The organism is Hydrogenophaga sp. (assembly GCF_028698005.1).
Taxonomy (GTDB): domain Bacteria; phylum Pseudomonadota; class Gammaproteobacteria; order Burkholderiales; family Burkholderiaceae_C; genus Hydrogenophaga.
In genome coordinates, this window is the sequence record NZ_JAQVEJ010000059.1 from 1 (window position 1) to 15910 (window position 15910).

Here is a 15910-nt window from a genome sequence, read left to right on the forward strand (position 1 = left end):
ATGCCGACACCCAGGTGGTGGTCTATGACCGGCAGGGCGCCAACTACTGCGGGCGTCTGTGGTGGATGCTGCAGTGGTGCGGCCATGCGGCCGTGGCCGTGCTCGATGGAGGCCTGCCTGCCTGGCAGGCACAGGGCCAACCCGTCGAGCAGGCCGAGCCACCGCCACCGCACCCAGGCAGCTTCGCACTGGCACCGGCGCTTGCAGACACCGTGGACGCAATGACCCTGCGCAGCCTGCTGGGTGCGCCGGCCGTTCCCATCATCGACGCGCGCGCACCGGCACGCTTTCGGGGTGAAACCGAGCCGCTCGACCCGGTGGCCGGCCACATCCCGGGCGCCCTCAACCGGCCTTTCGGCGACAACCTGACGCCCGAAGGCTTTTTCAAATCGCCGGCGCAACTGCGCAGCGAGTTCGCTGCGTTGCTGGGTCAACGCGACCCCAGGCAGGCCATCCACCACTGCGGCAGTGGCGTCAGCGCAATTCCCAACGTGCTGGCCATGGCCATCGCCGGCTGGGGCATCACGCGGCTGTTCCCGGGTAGCTGGAGCGAGTGGTGCAGCATGCCGGGGGCGGTATTTTCTCACGGTTAGGGGCAATCCGGTTCGCGGCCAGGCGCCGCCACGGCCGACAATCCGGGTGAGCCGGGGGCATGCGCCTTGCCGGACCGCGTACGCCATGCCCCACCAACCGACACCCCCTCCTCCCTTCCAGGAAGCGCAGCCGCTGCGCAACCAGCACATGCTCAAGTTCATCACCCTGGTGATGAGCTGCGCCGCCACCGCCAAGTTCGTGCTGATGCAACTGAGCCTGGACGGTCCGCTGGAAACCGCCGTCGTCGGCCTTTTCTGCGTCTGCAGCTGGGGCTGTTACCTGGCAATCGGCCGCGCCCGCTTCCAGTTCGGCGCTGCCTGGCTCATCACCTGTGTGCTGGCCATGGCGGTGCTGTCCGTGCTGACATTCGGCTCGGTCCGCACGACGGCCAACTTCCTGTTCGTGGGTGCCGTGGCAGGCGCGGGCATTCTGCTGGGCCGCAAGGCGCTCGTGTGGTGCGTGCTGGTGAGCGTGGCGGCACTGGCCGTCCTGACCTACGCCGAAGGGCAAGGGTGGCTGCGCACACCGGACATGAGCGCCAGCGTTGCCGGCTGGTTCACGCAGGCAACCATCCTGGTGGTGGTGGCGGCGATCATCCACCATGCCCGGCAGCAACTGGAGTCGCATACCGCCCACCTGAACCAGGAACTGCTGCTGCGGCGGCGCACCGAGCAGGAGCGTGACCGGCACCTGGACCGTTTCGTCCGCATCTTCCGCAACAGCCCGCTGCCCATGATCGCGCAGGCAGGACACGATGGCCAGATCCTGGACATCAACCCGGCCTTCGAGCGCTGCTATGGCTATCACCGGGACGAGGTGATCGGCCACAGCGATGCCAGGCTCTGGGGATCCGCCGAAGAGCGGGCGCACCACATCGGCCGCCTGCTCCATGAGGGCCGCGCCGAGATGCTGGCGGTCAAGAGCCGCCGGCGTGACGGCTCGCTGTTCGACGCCGCCATCTCCAGTGAAATGGACACCAACGACGAAGACCGGCTGGTCATCACCACCGTCGCCGACATCACCCAGGAGCGCCAGGCAGTCGAGCAGTTGCGCCGCTCGGAGGAACGGTTTGCCAAGGCGTTCAACTTCAGCCCGCTGAACATGAGCATCATCCGGCTGTCCGACGGCCGCTTCCTGGAGGTCAGCCGGGGATCGGAGTCGCGCTTCGGCATCACGCCCCGCCAATTGCTCGGCCGCACCACGGTGGAAATCGGCTTCTGGCACGACGAGCAGGAGCGCCAGGCCTACATCCGGCGCCTGCGGGAGACCGGGCACCTGCACGGGATCGAGCACCGGGTGCGCCAGCCCAACGGGCGCGAAATCGAGCTCAAGATCTGGTCGGAGCTGATCGACATCGATGGCGAGCCCTGCGCCCTCACCTGCTCCATGGACATCACCGAGGAAAAGCAGCGCGAGCGCCTGTTGCGCGAAATCGCCGAAGGTCTGGCCGTCCAGAGCAGCGAGGATTTCTTTGCCGCCATGGTGCAGCATCTGGCGTACGCTGTCGAAGCCGATCGCGTCATGGTGTGCGAGCTGGTCGATCCGCACACCCTGCAGGAGCTGGCCACCTGGCGCGACGGCGCCCTGCAGGCGGGGCGCCGCTTCGCACTGAACGGAACCCCTTGCGAACAGGTGTCGATCGACAACCGGACCTTGGTCATCGACTCGGGCCTGCCCAGCCAGTTCCCTGCCTCCGACTGGATCCGCAAGTGCGGCTTCGAGGCCTACATGGGCTACAGCATGCACGACGAGGACGGCTCGGTCATCGGCCTCGTGTGCGCCTACTGGCAAAAGCCTCTGCCGCCCGGCACCGATTACCAGACCCTGTTCTCGATCTTCACCAGCCGCACCCACGCGGAACTGCTGCGGATGCGCCGCGACCGCGAGATCCAGGCGCTCAATGACAGTCTGGAGCGGCGGGTGCTCGAACGCACGGCCGAACTCAACAAACTCAATGCCGAACTCGACTCCTTCGCCTATTCGGTCTCGCACGACCTGAAATCACCCCTGCGCGCCATCAACGGGTTTGCGCAGTTGCTGCGCGAAGGCATGCAGGCGCGCATGACGGCGGACGACGCCCAGTTGCTCGAGCGCGTGGTGGCCGCCACCCACCGCATGGAGGCCCTGATCACCGATCTGCTGGCGCTGGCCCGGGTCAGCCAGGGCACACTGGAGCGGCAGGCGGTGGATCTCAGCGCGATGGCGCAGGACATCCTGGCCGGGCTGTGCCAGCAGTTCCCGTCGCGCCACATCAGCACCCGGATAGAGCCGGGGTTGACCGCATTCTGCGATCCCCGGCTGACGCGCATCGCGCTGGAGAACCTGCTGAGCAACGCGGTGAAGTACACGCAGAACCGGCCGGAAGCCACCATCCATTTCGGACAGGTTCCCGGCACCGGGGAGGCCGGCCGCCGGGTGCCCTGGTATGTCGTGCGGGACAACGGCATGGGCTTCGACATGACCTGGTCGGACAAGCTGTTCAAGCCCTTCCAGCGCTTGCACATGCCCGAAGGGAGCCCGGAAGGCACGGGCATCGGACTGGCCACCGTGCGCCGGATCATCGAGCGCCACGGCGGCGAAATCACCGCCGAGGGCCGGCCCGGTCAGGGCGCCGAGTTCCGCTTCACGCTGGCCCCCCTGGCATAAAAGCCGCTGGCGCGCCGCGCCCCACCCGGCCCCGGGATGCGGGCGCTGTTCAGCCGGGCCCGCCCCATCAATGATGGTGCGCCAGGCTGCTGACCAGCACCACCATTGCGATGCCGGCCAGCAGCCACCCGACCTGGGCCACCGTCTGCCCCAGGCTCAGGCGCTTTTGCAGTTGCGGGATCAGGTCGGCCAGTGCCACGTAGACGAAACTGCTGGAGGCCGCCACCAGGAAGTACGGCAGCAGGTCGTCCAGTTGCGACAGCAGGAAATAGCCGACCAGGCCACCCAGCGCGGTGACCGTCCCGGCCAGCGAGACCTTGACCAGCGCCGTCCGTTGGGTGCCCGAGGTCTGCCGCAGCACCACCAGATCGCCCATGTGGTGCGGCACTTCGTGCGCCAGCACCGCCAGCGCCGCCACGGCGCCCAGGCGCATGTCGGCCATGAAGGCCGAGGCGATCAGAATGCCATCGCCGAAGGCATGCACGCTGTCACCGGCCAGCACCGCCCAGCCGCCTGAACGCGGCGCATGGGCATGGGCATGGTGGTGTGCGTGGTCATGGCCATGACCACCACCGTGGTGGTGCTCGTGTCCGTGGTGCCAGAGTTCCGCCTTGTCGAGCAGGAAGAAGAACACCAGGCCGGCCAGCAGCAGGGCGAACAGTTCATGGGCGCCCGCTTCGCTCTCGAAGGCCTCCGGCAGCAAATGCATGAAGGCGGTGGACATGAGTGCGCCCGCGGCCAGGCTGAGCATGTGCTGGGTGTAGCGCGCCAGCATGGCAAAGCTCAGGAAGGCCGCCAGCCACACACTGCCTACGCCGGCGGCCACGGTACCGAGCAGGATCGCGATCAGGGTCATTTTTCAGAAATATCCGCATCAAAAAAGGGCCGCAACGGCGGCCCCGGGGTGGTGCTATCCGGCTGCCTCAGGCCACACCATGGCGCTGGAACCAGTCCAGCGCGCGCTTCCAGCCGTCCTCGGCCGCTTCCTGGCGGTAGCTGGGCCGGTAGTCGGCGTGGAAGGCATGGGGCGCATCCGGGTACACCACGAAGGTGGACGCCCTGGCCGCGGCACCGCCGTCTGCCAAGGCTTTTTTCATCTTATCAATCGTGTCAAGGGGAATGCCGGTGTCGGCGCCACCGTACAGACCCAGCACCGGCCCCTTCAGGCTGGCCGCGACATCGACCGGGTTGCGGGGCATGAGGTCGTTGCTGGCGCCCACGAGGCGCCCGTACCAGGCCACGCCAGCCTTGACCGCCGGGTTGTGCGCCGCATAAAGCCAGACCTGGCGGCCACCCCAGCAAAAGCCCGTCACGCCCAGCTTCGAGGTATCGCCACCGTTGGCCGCCGCCCATTGCACCGTGGCGTCCAGATCGCCCATCACCTGCGCGTCGGGCACCTTGGCAATCACCTCGGCCATCAGCTTGGCAAGCTCGCCGAAACTCTGCGCATCGCCCTGACGCACGAACAGTTCCGGCGCGATGGCCATGTAGCCGGCCCTGGCGAAGCGCCGGGCGGTGTCGGCGATGTACTCGTGCACGCCGAAGATCTCGGACAGCACCAGCACGACCGGCAGCCCGGTCTTGCCGGCCGGTGCCGCACGGTAGGCCGGCATGTTGAAGCCGTTCACGTCGATCATCACTTCGCCCACCGTCAGACCGTCCGATGGCGTCCTGATGGCGCTTTGCGCCAGTGTGGGCAGCGTGGCGGCGGCATAGCCTGCGCCCAGGGCCGCCTTGAGCGCGGTGCGGCGGGTGGTGCCCGATGGCTCGGCACCTGAAATGCCGAGCAGAGCTTCGGCGTCGCGGGTCATGTCGCGGTGCAGCATGGTGTGTCTCCTGTGGTGTTGTGGGAAAATGGAAATGACTCCTTGGCGCCGCCGAAGTTCAGGTCAATGCGCCTGCTCCCAGTTCGGTCCGGTACCGACCTCGGCCAGCAGCGGCACCTTGAGTTGCGCCACGCCGGCCATCAGGCGCGGCACCTCGACGCGCAGCCAGTCCACCTCGGCCTCGGGCACCTCGAACACCAGTTCGTCGTGCACCTGCATGATCATCTTCGTGCCCCTGCCCTGCGCGTCCAGTGCCTGCTGCACGGCCACCATGCTCATCTTGATGAGGTCGGCCGCCGTGCCCTGCATGGGGGCGTTGATGGCGGCGCGCTCGGCACCGGCGCGGCGCGGGCCGTTGGGGCTGTTGATCTCGGGCAGGTACAGGCGCCGGCCGAACACGGTCTCGACGTAGCCCTGTGCCTTGGCCTGGGCGCGGGTGTCGTCCATGTACTGCTTGACCCCGGCAAAACGCTGGAAGTAGCGTTCGATGTAGTTGCGCGCCGCCGTGTTGTCGATGCCCAGCGCCTTGGCCAGGCCGAAGGCGCTCATGCCGTAGATCAGGCCGAAATTGATGGTCTTGGCGTAGCGGCGCTGCTCGCTGGTGACCTGGCCGGGCTCGATGCCGAACACCTCGGCCGCCGTGGCACGGTGCACGTCCAGTCCGTCGTGAAAGGCGCGCAGCAGCGCGGCGTCGCCGCTGAGGTGCGCCATGATGCGCAACTCGATCTGGGAATAGTCGGCGCTGGCGATGACATGGCCCGGTGCGGCCACGAAGGCCTCGCGCACCTTGCGGCCCTCGGGCGTGCGGATCGGGATGTTCTGCAGGTTCGGGTCGTTGCTGGACAGGCGCCCGGTCACCGCCACCGCCTGGGCATAGTGGGTGTGCACACGGCCCGTGCGCGGGTCGGCCATCTGCGCCAGCTTGTCGGTGTAGGTGCCCTTGAGCTTGCTGAGGCTGCGATGCTCCAGGATGCGCGCCGGCAGCGGATAGTCCTCGGCCAGTTTTTCCAGCACCTCTTCGTCGGTGCTGCGGGCGCCGGTGGCGGTTTTCTTGATGACCGGCAGGCCCAGTTTGTCGAAGAAGATCTCGCCCAGTTGCTTGGGACTGCTGAGGTTGAAGGGCTGACCGGCGATGGCGTAGGCCTCCTGCTCCAGCGCCATGATGCGCTGCCCGAGTTCGTGGCTCTGCCGGGCCAGCGTGGGCGCATCGATCAGGACACCATGGCGCTCGATGCGGAACAGCACCTCGCTGGTCGCAATCTCCAGCTCGTAGATGGCCTTGAGTCTGGCTTCGGCCTGCAAGCGGGGCCACAGCACCCGGTGCACGTCCAGGGTCTGGTCGCTGTCTTCGCACGAGTACTCAGCGGCCTTTGCCACATCCACTTGCGCGAACGGAATCTGGTGCGCGCCCTTGCCGCACAGCGCTTCGTAGCTGATGCCCTGGCGGCCCAGGTGACGGTCGGCCAGGCTTTCCAGGCCGTGCGGCTTGTGTACCTCGAGCACGTAGCTTTGCAGCATGGTGTCGTGTGCATAGCCGCGCACCTCGATACCGTGGTTGGCCAGCACGTGCCGGTCGTACTTGATGTGCTGGCCCAGCTTGGGTTTGTCCGGGTTTTCCAGCCAGGGCCGCAGCCGCGCCAGCACCTCGTCCAGCGGCAACTGCGCGGGGGCATCGGGGCCTTCGTGGCACAGCGGGATGTAGGCCGCCTCGCCGGGCCGGACGCTGAAGGACAGGCCGACGATGCGCGCCTTCATTTCGTCCAGCGAGGTGGTCTCGGTATCGAACGCCACCAGCTCGGCGGCCTCGATCTTCGCCAGCCAGCGCTCGAACTCGGGCCAGGTCAGGATGATGTCGTAGGCGGGCACCCCCTCGCGCGGCGCCGCGGGCGCGGCGTCGCCGAACAGGTCGCCGCTGGCGCCGGGCGATGGCGCGGCGGCTTCGCCGCCACCCAGCGAGCGGGCCAGGCTTCTGAAACCGTAGCGCTCGTAGAAATCCCGCAGTGCCCCGTCCTGCGCCGGCCCCATGCGCACGGCATCGAGCGCGGGCAGGCCCGGCACCCAGCCATCGAGGTCGCAGTCGGTCTTGATGGTGAGCAGCCGGCGCCCCGTGGGCAGCCAGGCCAGCGCCTTGCGCAGGTTGTCGCCGGCCACACCCTTGATCTGATCGGCATGGGCGACGATGCCATCGAGCGAGCCATACGTCTGCAGCCACTTGGCGGCCGTCTTGGGGCCGACCTTGTCCACCCCCGGCACATTGTCCACCGCGTCGCCCACCAGCGTCTGAAAATCGATCATCAGGTGCGCCGGCACGCCAAACTCGGCCTCGACACCCGCCAGGTCGCGCCGCTTGCCGTTCATGGTGTCAATGATCGAAATGCGCTCGTTGACCAACTGCGCCAGATCCTTGTCACCACTGGATATGACCACGTCCATGCCCTGGGCCGCGGCCGTCGCTGCCAGCGTGCCGATCACGTCATCGGCCTCGACACCGGGCACGTCGAGCACCGGCCAGCCCAACAGCCGCACCACCTCATGGATGGGGGGGATCTGCGCCCGCAGATCGTCCGGCATCGGACTGCGATTGGCCTTGTAGTCGGGGTAGAGATCGTCGCGGAAGGTCGGGCCCGAGGCGTCGAACACGCAGGCGGCATAGGCCGCATCGGGGTAGTCCTTGCGCAGGCTCTGCAGCATGTTGATCATGCCGCGGATGGCGCCGGTGGCGGGGCTGGACGGATCGCCGGGCACAGCCCGCAGGTCGGGCATGGCATGGAAGGCACGGTACAGGTAGCTGGAGCCGTCAACCAGCAGCAGGGTGTTTTTTGCGTCGGGCATGGGTCAATTGTGGGGGAAAGTGCGCCGGCCGGATGCCCAGGGGGTCCGCCAGCCTACAATGCCGGCATGCACGCCCCGCTCTCCGCCCTTCGATTCGTCCATGCCGGCGCCCTTGTCCTGGGGCTGGCCGTTCTGCCGACCCTGGCTGCCGCCCAGGCCGACACCGCCGCCGAGCCTCTCGGGCAGCAAGCGGGCGAGCCTCGGGGCGCCAACGAAAAAATCGAGCGGATCCAGCACGAAGACGCCGGCACCCGGATCGACGAGCTGCGCGTGGGCGGACAGACCCGCAGCATCACCGTGCAGCCCAAGGGCGGTGCCCCCCGCTACGAAGTGGCCCCGGCCCGCGGCGGCGATGACCTGAGCGAGTCCGGCAGCGGCACATCGGGCACCACGGGGCGCAGCCGCTGGCGCCTGCTGAATTTCTGATCCACCGCCCACCATGGCTGTCTATACGGAAGTTCCTTTCGGGGAAGCGGCTGCACTGGCCGAGCGGCTCGACCTGGGTGTGCTGACACAACTGCGCGGCATCCAGGGCGGCATCGAGAACACCAACTACTTCATCACGTGCGTGCGCGGGGATCTGGCGCGGGAGTACGTGCTGACCATTTTCGAACGGCTCGACTTCAGCCAGTTGCCGTTCTACCTGCACCTGATGCGCCACCTGGCGCAGGGCGGCATCCCGGTGCCTGCGCCCCGGGCCGATGCCCAGGGCGAGATCCTGCACCGCCTGCAGGGCAAGCCGGCCGCCGTCGTTGACAAGCTCAGCGGCCGCAGCGAGCTGTCGCCGGGCCTGGTGCACTGCCAGGCCGTGGGTGCTTGTCTGGCACGCATGCACCTGGTGGGGCGCGATTTCCACATGCAGCAGCCCAACCTGCGCGGCCTGCCCTGGTGGAACGAGACCACCCCGGTGGTGCTGCCCTACCTGGACACGCCCCAGCACGATCTGCTGGTGGCCGAGCTGGCCTACCAGAACCATGTGGCCACACTGCCGGCGTACCGCGCGCTGCAGCGCGGTCCGATCCACGCCGACCTGTTCCGCGACAACGTGATGTTCGAGGGCGACACGCTGACCGGTTTCTTCGACTTCTACTTTGCCGGCTGCGACACCTGGCTGTTCGATCTGGCCGTGTGCCTGAACGACTGGTGCGTGCAACACACGAACGACGGCCGCGACGGCCAGCACGACGCTCCGCGTGCGGCCGCGATGCTCGCGGCCTACCAGTCGGTGCGGCCCCTGACCGCCGCCGAGCGCGAGTTGCTGCCCGCCATGCTGCGCGCCGGGGCGCTGCGCTTCTGGCTCTCGCGGCTGTGGGACTGGCATCTGCCCCGTGATGCGAGCCTGCTCCAGCCGCACGACCCCTCCCACTTCGAGCGCGTGCTGCGTGCACGGCTTGCCCAGCCCGTCGGCGAGGTGGCGGCCATGCTTGAGCCGGCTCGCACCGGGGTACCTGCCTGAGCGCGCCCATGCAACTCCAGATCGTTCCCGCACGCACCGGCTGGCACTGGATTGGCCAGGGCGTCAAGACCTTCTTTCGACAGCCCCTGGGGCTGGCGGGCCTGTTTTTTCTGTTCATGATGCTGGCGTCGCTGGTCTCGGTGCTGCCGGTCATCGGCCTGCCGATCGTGCTGACGCTCATGCCGTCATGCACGCTGGGGCTGATGGCGGCCACCCGTGAGGTGGACGCGGGGCGCTTTCCCATGCCCGTCACCCTGTTCACGGCCTTGCGCGGCCCGCGCGAGCAGGTGCGGCGCATGCTGCTGCTCGGTGGCGCGTACGCCGTGGCCGTGGCGGCCATTTTGCTCGTCGTGTCGCTGCTGGGCGGTGACATCGCCGGCCCGTTGGCCACCGGCGACGACATCCAGCCCGAAGATCTGCAGGCGGCCCTGATGCAGCGTGGCAGCGCCCTGCTGCTGACGCTGTTGCTGTACACGCCGGTGTCCATGGCCTTCTGGCACGCGCCGGCCCTCGTGCACTGGAACGGGGTTTCACCACCCAAGGCCGTGTTCTTCAGCCTGACGGCCTGCTGGGCCAACCGGTGGGCCATGCTGGTGTACGTCGGGGGATGGGCACTGGTGCTGGCCGTGGTCGGCAACCTGCTCATCGGCGTCGTCGCCATGCTGGGCGGTGCCCAGGTCTTGCAGGTGCTGCTGCTGCCCCTGTCGCTGCTGATGGCCGCGATCTTCCACACCTCGATCTACTTCACCTACCGAGACAGTTTCTCCGCAGACTGATCGGACCGGTCCGGCGGCCGCGGCACCCGGCCCCGATGCAACGCCGATACCGACACCGGGCCGGGCAGGCCTGCGTGGCCCGGCCCCGCCTCAATCGTCCACCGGCGTGAGCTTGGCCACCGACAGGGCCAGCCACTTGGTGCCATGACGGTTGAAGCTCACCTGCGCACGCGCATCGGCGCCCGCCCCCTCGACGGCCAGCACCTTGCCCTCGCCGAACTTGTTGTGAAACACCTTGAGCCCGGCCCGAATACGGGTGCCGCGGTCCGGCTCGGGCGCCGGCGCCGGTGCGCCCGAGAGCCATCCCGGCGTCCAGGCCGGTTGAGCCTGCCGTGGTGCTGCCGCGGCCGGGCCACCCCAGGCGGACATCGGCGCTCCGGCCTTGGGCGTGAGCCACTTCAGGCAGGCCTCGGGCAGTTCGTCGAAGAAGCGGCTGCGCAGGTTGTAGCGCGTCTGGCCGTGCAGCAGGCGCGTCTGCGAGTGGGTCAGGTACAGGCGTTTGCGCGCGCGCGTGATCGCCACGTACATCAGGCGCCGCTCCTCCTCCAGGCTGTCGCGGTCGCTCATCGCGTTTTCGTGCGGGAACAGACCTTCCTCCAGGCCGGTGATGAACACGCAGTCGAACTCCAGCCCCTTGGCCGCGTGCACCGTCATGAGTTGCACCGCGTCCTGCCCTGCCTGCGCCTGGTTGTCGCCGGATTCGAGGGCGGCATGGGTCAGGAAGGCGGCCAGCGGGCTCAGCGTCTCGCCCGTGTCGGCATCGGGGGCCATGCCCTCGACCCCGCTCGTTGCCACGGGGAGAGGGGGCAGGTCGGGGTCCAGGCCCTGACTGGCCGGGCTCTGGGTCAGCGGCGTGCCCTGCCCGTCAACCGGCAGTGCCACCGCCGCGCGCCCGAACCCCTCCTGCATCACGAAGCTCTCGGCGGCATTGACCAGCTCCTCCAGGTTCTCCACCCGGTCCTCGCCCTCGCGCTCGTTGCGGTAGTGCTCGATCAGGCCACTCTTGTCGAGCACCAGTTCGATGACCTCGCGCAGCGTCATGCCCTGGGTCTGCTCGCGCAGCACGTCCAGCATGGCCACGAAGTGGCCAATGGCCACGCCGGCGCGCCCGGTCACACCGCTGACCGCGTCGTGCAGCGAGCAGCCGCTGACACGCGCCACGTCCTGCAACTGCTCGATGCTGCGCGCGCCAATGCCGCGCGCCGGAAAATTCACCACGCGCAGGAAACTGGTGTCGTCATGCGGATTCTCCAGCAGGCGCAGGTAGGCCAGCGCATGCTTGATTTCGGCGCGCTCGAAGAAGCGCAGGCCGCCATACACCCGATAGGGCAGGCCCGCGTTGAACAGCGCCGATTCGATCACACGGCTTTGCGCGTTGCTGCGGTAGAGCACCGCCATCTCGCTGCGCGGCACACCCTCGCGCTCGAGCTGCTTCATCTCGTCCACCAGCCACTGCGCCTCGGCCAGGTCGGAGGCGGCCTCGTAGACACGCACCGGCTCGCCCTCGCCCGCGTCGGTACGCAGGTTCTTGCCCAGGCGCCGGCTGTTGTGGCCGATCAGCGCATTGGCGCAGCTGAGGATGTTGCCGCAACTGCGGTAGTTGCGCTCCAGCTTGATCTGGTGCGCCACCCGGAACTCGCGCACGAAGTCGGCCATGTTGCCCACGCGCGCGCCGCGAAAGGCGTAGATGCTCTGGTCGTCGTCGCCCACGGCAAACACGGCGTTGCCCGGCGCCGGCAGGCCTTCGATCGGTGGCGGGGAGAACATCTTGATCCACGCATACTGCAGACGGTTGGTGTCCTGGAACTCATCGATCAGGATGTGGCGGAAACGCCGCTGGTAGTGCGCACGGATCGGATCGTTGTCGCGCAGCACCTCGTAACAGCGCAGCATCAGTTCGCCGAAATCGACCACACCCTCGCGCTGGCACTGCTCCTCGTAGAGTTGGTAGATCTCGACCTTGCGGCGCGTCTCGTCGTCGCGCACGGGCACATCGCGCGGGCGCAGGCCGTCCTCCTTGCAGCCGCTGATGAACCACTGCAACTGCCTGGGCGGAAAGCGCTCGTCGTCCACGTTGTGCTGCTTGCACAGGCGCTTGATGGCCGACAACTGGTCCTGCGTGTCCAGGATCTGGAAGGCCTGCGGCAGGCCCGCCACCTGGTGGTGCGCGCGCAGGAAGCGGTTGCACAGGCCGTGGAAGGTGCCGATCCACATGCCGCGCACATTGACGGGCAGCATGGCCGACAAGCGCGCCAGCATCTCCTTGGCGGCCTTGTTGGTGAAGGTCACGGCCAGCACCCCCGCCGGCGAGACCTGGCCCGACTGCAACAGCCAGGCAATGCGGGTGGTCAGCACCCGGGTCTTGCCCGATCCGGCACCAGCCAGGATGAGCGCATGCTCGGGCGGCAGGGTGACGGCGGCGGCCTGCTCGGGGTTCAGGCCGGCCAGCAAGGGAGAGGGATCGTCGAACAGCATCGGCCGATTGTAGGAAGCCGCCAGCCCCCTGCCGCCGGCATATGCCCCTTCATATGGGAGGCATACGGGCACCGCGATGCCCGGCACGGGGTATCCCGGCCTAGAATCAATCACCGGGCCCAAGCGATTGCGCCCGGTTTCTTTTTGCCACAGCGGCAACCAGTGAACCGGCCAGTTCCAAGCGCCTTCCCTCGATTCCCATCGACTTCAAGGAGCTGGACCACCATGGAAATTTTCGACTACGACAACATCCTGCTGCTGCCGCGCAAATGCCGCGTGGAAAGCCGCAGCGAATGCGACCCCTCGGTGCTGTTCGGCAACCGCCGCTTCAAGCTGCCGGTGGTGCCCGCCAACATGAAGACGGTGCTCGACGAGCCGATCAGCGAGTGGCTGGCCGCCAACGGCTACTTCTACGTCATGCACCGCTTCGACCTCGACAACGTGGCCTACGCAAAACGCATGCGCGAAAAGGGCCTGTTCGTCTCGCTCAGCTCGGGCGTGAAGCAGGCCGACTACGACGTCATCGACCGCCTGGCCGCCGAGGGCGTGGGCGCCGACTACATCACCATCGACATCGCGCATGGCCACGCCGAGAGCGTGCGCAAGATGATCGAGCACATCAAGGCCCGGCTGCCCGAGGCCTTCGTGATCGCCGGCAACGTGGCCACGCCCGAGGCCGTGATCGACCTGGAGAACTGGGGCGCCGACGCCACCAAGGTGGGCGTGGGCCCGGGCAAGGTCTGCATCACCAAGCTCAAGACCGGTTTCGGCACCGGCGGCTGGCAACTGAGCGCGCTCAAGTGGTGCGCGCGCGTGGCCACCAAGCCCATCATCGCCGACGGCGGCATCCGCCACCACGGCGACATCGCCAAGAGCGTGCGCTTCGGCGCGTCGATGGTCATGATCGGCTCGCTGTTTGCCGGCCACGAGGAATCGCCCGGCCAGACCGTCGAGGTGGACGGCCGGCTGTACAAGGAGTACTACGGCTCGGCCAGCGACTTCAACAAGGGCGAGTACAAGCACGTCGAAGGCAAGCGCATCCTGGAGCCCATCAAGGGCAGGCTCGCCGACACCCTGCGCGAGATGGAAGAGGACGTGCAAAGCTCCATCAGCTACGCCGGTGGCACGGTGCTGGCCGACCTGAAGAAGGTCAACTACGTGATCCTCGGCGGCGAGAACGCCGGGGAGCACCTCTTCATGTGAACAAGGCCCCCACGCTCCGCCGATGACCCGGGCCGCTGCCCCCCGGGGGCGACCCAGCGGCGGATCGATCCTCTACACGCCGAGGAGTTCGCAGGCCAGCTTGTGCAGGCGGTGCCGGGGCTGCACCAGCGCCTCGAGCACGCTGAAATGGTTCAGGCCCGGCAGGGCCTCGCACACCGGCACCGCGGCCTGGCCCCAGTGCCTGCGCAACAGGCGGTTCTGGCGCTGGAACTCGTTGCTTTCCGCGCCGCCGACCACGCAGGCGACGGCGCCCTGCGCCGTCGGCGCCACCGGCGCCGGCAGGTAAGCCGGGCTGGCCCGGCGCACCTGGGCCGGCGTCAGGCGCAGCGCGTCGCGGATGAACGGGGCATGGCGCAGCGGCTCCAGATCGAACAGCCCCGAAATGGACAACGCATTGCGGATCCAGGCCGGAGGCAGATCGGCGGCGTAGCGCGGCCACTGCGTGCACATCAGCATGGCCGCCAGATGACCACCGGCCGAATGGCCGGCCACCGTCACGCGTGCCGGATCCCCGCCATGGGCGGCGATGTGGCGGTGCACCCAGGCCAGCGCCTTGACCATCTGCATGGTGATGTCGGGCACCGTGACCGCCGGACACAGTGTGTAGTTGGGCACCACCACCAGCACCCCCTTGTCGGTGAACGCCGGCGCCACGAAGGAATGGTCGGACTTGTCCAGGGCACGCCAATAGCCGCCATGGATGAACACCAGTACGGGCGCCAGGCCCGCCGCCTTGCGCCGCCGCGGCGCGGGCAGGAACATGTCCAGCTTTTCGGCCGGCTCGAGTCCATAGGCGACATCGGTCAGCACACCGGGCCGCTGGCGCGCCGCGTCCGACCATTCGGCCCAGCGGGACAGGTGTTGACCGTGTTCGGGCACCAGCGTGCGGTTGTTGTATTGGTGGTCGAGCCACTCCGGTTCGGCGTGTCGAGCGTCTTGCATCGGGCAATTGTGTCACGCCGTGGCCACCCGTCACCCTGTGCCAGCGGTGCGGGTGTGCCTAGAATGGGACATCCCGCCCGCTGAACACCCGCCGCCGTGACCGAACACAACGCATCCACACCCTCCCTGGCCATGCATGTCACCGTGCTGGGCATCGGCATGATGGGCCTGCCCATCGCCCGCCGCCTGTGCGAGGCCGGCCTCACCGTCACCGCCTGGAACCGCTCGCGCACCAAGGCCGAGCAACTGGAGCCCTTTGGGGCCACCATCGCCAACACCCCCGGCGACGCGGTGGCCCAGGCCGATGTCGTCATCTGCCTGCTCCAGGACGGCCAGGTGGTGGAGGACGTGCTGTTCCACCAGGGCGCGGTCCCCGCCATGCGCCCGGACACCCTGGTCGTGGACATGTCGTCGATCCTGCCGCGTCAGGCACGCGAGCACGCCGCGCGGCTCCAGGCCATGGGCCTGCGCCACCTCGATGCCCCGGTCTCCGGCGGCACGGTGGGCGCCGAACAGGGCACCCTGGCCATCATGGTGGGCGGCAAGCCGGCCGACCTGGCCCATGCGCAGCCGGTGCTCGACATCCTGGGGCGGGCCACCCACGTCGGCCCGCACGGCGCCGGGCAACTGGCCAAGCTGGCCAACCAGATGATCGTCGGCATCACCATCGGCGCCGTGGCCGAGGCCTTGCTGCTGTGCGAGAAAGGCGGCGCCGACATGGCGCGCGTGCGCCAGGCCATCACCGGCGGCTTCGCCGACAGCCGCATCCTGCAGGTGCACGGCCAGCGCATGATCGAGCGCGATTTCAACAAACGCGCCGCCATCAACGTGCAGCTCAAGGACATGCGCAACGCCCTGGCCACGGCCGACGAGCTGGGGTTCGAGGCGCCCATCGCCACCCTGTTCGAATCCCTGTATGCCCAGGCCACCGAACACGGCCTGGGCGAGCTGGACCACGCCGGCCTGTTCGTCGAGCTGGCGCGCCGCAACGGCATGACCTGATGGCGGGAGCGGGCTCTGGCCCCTGACACGCCGTCGGCCGTTTGCTAGAATGCTGCCCCATGGGGACGTAGCTCAGCTGGGAGAGCGTCGCGTTCGCAATGCGAAGGTCGGGAGTTCGATCCTCCTCGTCTCCACCA

Annotated in this window: 12 protein-coding genes and 1 tRNA gene; 8 read left to right on the top strand and 5 right to left on the bottom strand. The window is 68.1% G+C overall.

Annotated features, from left to right (window positions below; all coding sequences use genetic code 11):
- Both PHQ87_RS07945 and PHQ87_RS07950 read left to right on the top strand, forming a co-directional pair.
- Positions 1-593: rhodanese-like domain-containing protein (locus PHQ87_RS07945; RefSeq protein WP_300232832.1), on the top strand; the 593-nt coding region annotated here is incomplete at its 5' end.
- 85 nt (positions 594-678) lie between these two features.
- Entirely contained in the window at positions 679-3240 is a 2562-nt protein-coding gene (locus tag PHQ87_RS07950; protein ID WP_300232834.1) for a PAS domain S-box protein, read from the top strand.
- Positions 3241-3307: 67 nt separating this feature from the next.
- On the opposite strand, the gene PHQ87_RS07955 is transcribed toward PHQ87_RS07950, so the two are convergent.
- From PHQ87_RS07955 to polA, 3 genes are all read right to left on the bottom strand, one after another.
- Positions 3308-4096: a ZIP family metal transporter gene (locus PHQ87_RS07955; protein WP_300232836.1), complete on the bottom strand. Its 789-nt coding sequence runs from the start codon at positions 4094-4096 to the stop codon at positions 3308-3310.
- Positions 4097-4163: 67 nt separating this feature from the next.
- Complete coding sequence (locus tag PHQ87_RS07960; RefSeq protein ID WP_300232838.1) at positions 4164-5066, bottom strand: dienelactone hydrolase family protein; 903 nt, start codon at positions 5064-5066, stop codon at positions 4164-4166.
- A 63-nt stretch (positions 5067-5129) separates the two neighbouring features.
- Positions 5130-7898, bottom strand: a complete 2769-nt coding sequence (polA, locus tag PHQ87_RS07965; protein ID WP_300232840.1) for a DNA polymerase I — start codon at positions 7896-7898, stop codon at positions 5130-5132.
- Between the two features lie 66 nt (positions 7899-7964).
- Here polA and PHQ87_RS07970 point away from each other — a divergent pair, with 66 nt between their 5' ends.
- Genes PHQ87_RS07970 through PHQ87_RS07980 form a run of 3 tightly spaced genes read left to right on the top strand, consistent with a single transcriptional unit; the run spans position 7965 to position 10130 of the window.
- On the top strand, positions 7965-8324 hold the full coding sequence (locus PHQ87_RS07970; protein ID WP_300232842.1) for a hypothetical protein: 360 nt from the start codon (positions 7965-7967) through the stop codon (positions 8322-8324).
- A 13-nt stretch (positions 8325-8337) separates the two neighbouring features.
- Positions 8338-9354, top strand: a complete 1017-nt coding sequence (locus PHQ87_RS07975; RefSeq protein WP_300232844.1) for a homoserine kinase — start codon at positions 8338-8340, stop codon at positions 9352-9354.
- 8 nt (positions 9355-9362) lie between these two features.
- Positions 9363-10130, top strand: coding sequence for a BPSS1780 family membrane protein (locus tag PHQ87_RS07980; RefSeq protein ID WP_300232846.1), 768 nt, complete (start codon positions 9363-9365; stop codon positions 10128-10130).
- Between the two features lie 90 nt (positions 10131-10220).
- Here PHQ87_RS07980 and PHQ87_RS07985 read toward each other — a convergent pair whose 3' ends face one another.
- Positions 10221-12605 carry a UvrD-helicase domain-containing protein gene (locus PHQ87_RS07985; RefSeq protein ID WP_300232848.1) on the bottom strand — a complete coding sequence of 795 codons (2385 nt, stop codon included), beginning with the start codon at positions 12603-12605 and terminating at the stop codon, positions 10221-10223.
- A gap of 225 nt (positions 12606-12830) precedes the next feature.
- On the opposite strand from PHQ87_RS07985, the gene PHQ87_RS07990 reads away from it, so the two are divergent.
- Positions 12831-13808 carry a GMP reductase gene (locus PHQ87_RS07990; RefSeq protein WP_300232850.1) on the top strand — a complete coding sequence of 326 codons (978 nt, stop codon included), beginning with the start codon at positions 12831-12833 and terminating at the stop codon, positions 13806-13808.
- A gap of 72 nt (positions 13809-13880) precedes the next feature.
- Here PHQ87_RS07990 and PHQ87_RS07995 read toward each other — a convergent pair whose 3' ends face one another.
- Positions 13881-14771, bottom strand: a complete 891-nt coding sequence (locus tag PHQ87_RS07995; protein ID WP_300232852.1) for an alpha/beta hydrolase — start codon at positions 14769-14771, stop codon at positions 13881-13883.
- Between the two features lie 132 nt (positions 14772-14903).
- On the opposite strand from PHQ87_RS07995, the gene PHQ87_RS08000 reads away from it, so the two are divergent.
- Both PHQ87_RS08000 and PHQ87_RS08005 read left to right on the top strand, forming a co-directional pair.
- A complete protein-coding gene (locus tag PHQ87_RS08000) occupies positions 14904-15773 on the top strand; it encodes an NAD(P)-dependent oxidoreductase (protein WP_300232853.1) in 870 nt (289 codons plus the stop codon).
- A gap of 61 nt (positions 15774-15834) precedes the next feature.
- Positions 15835-15910, top strand: a tRNA-Ala gene (locus tag PHQ87_RS08005).

Coding starts and splice junctions, on each gene's coding strand:
- PHQ87_RS07950 (WP_300232834.1), top strand. CDS start 679: ATGCCCCACCAACCGACACCCCCTCCTCCCTTCCAGGAAGCGCAGCCG.
- PHQ87_RS07955 (WP_300232836.1), bottom strand. CDS start 4,096: ATGACCCTGATCGCGATCCTGCTCGGTACCGTGGCCGCCGGCGTAGGC.
- PHQ87_RS07960 (WP_300232838.1), bottom strand. CDS start 5,066: ATGCTGCACCGCGACATGACCCGCGACGCCGAAGCTCTGCTCGGCATT.
- polA (WP_300232840.1), bottom strand. CDS start 7,898: ATGCCCGACGCAAAAAACACCCTGCTGCTGGTTGACGGCTCCAGCTAC.
- PHQ87_RS07970 (WP_300232842.1), top strand. CDS start 7,965: ATGCACGCCCCGCTCTCCGCCCTTCGATTCGTCCATGCCGGCGCCCTT.
- PHQ87_RS07975 (WP_300232844.1), top strand. CDS start 8,338: ATGGCTGTCTATACGGAAGTTCCTTTCGGGGAAGCGGCTGCACTGGCC.
- PHQ87_RS07980 (WP_300232846.1), top strand. CDS start 9,363: ATGCAACTCCAGATCGTTCCCGCACGCACCGGCTGGCACTGGATTGGC.
- PHQ87_RS07985 (WP_300232848.1), bottom strand. CDS start 12,605: ATGCTGTTCGACGATCCCTCTCCCTTGCTGGCCGGCCTGAACCCCGAG.
- PHQ87_RS07990 (WP_300232850.1), top strand. CDS start 12,831: ATGGAAATTTTCGACTACGACAACATCCTGCTGCTGCCGCGCAAATGC.
- PHQ87_RS07995 (WP_300232852.1), bottom strand. CDS start 14,771: ATGCAAGACGCTCGACACGCCGAACCGGAGTGGCTCGACCACCAATAC.
- PHQ87_RS08000 (WP_300232853.1), top strand. CDS start 14,904: ATGCATGTCACCGTGCTGGGCATCGGCATGATGGGCCTGCCCATCGCC.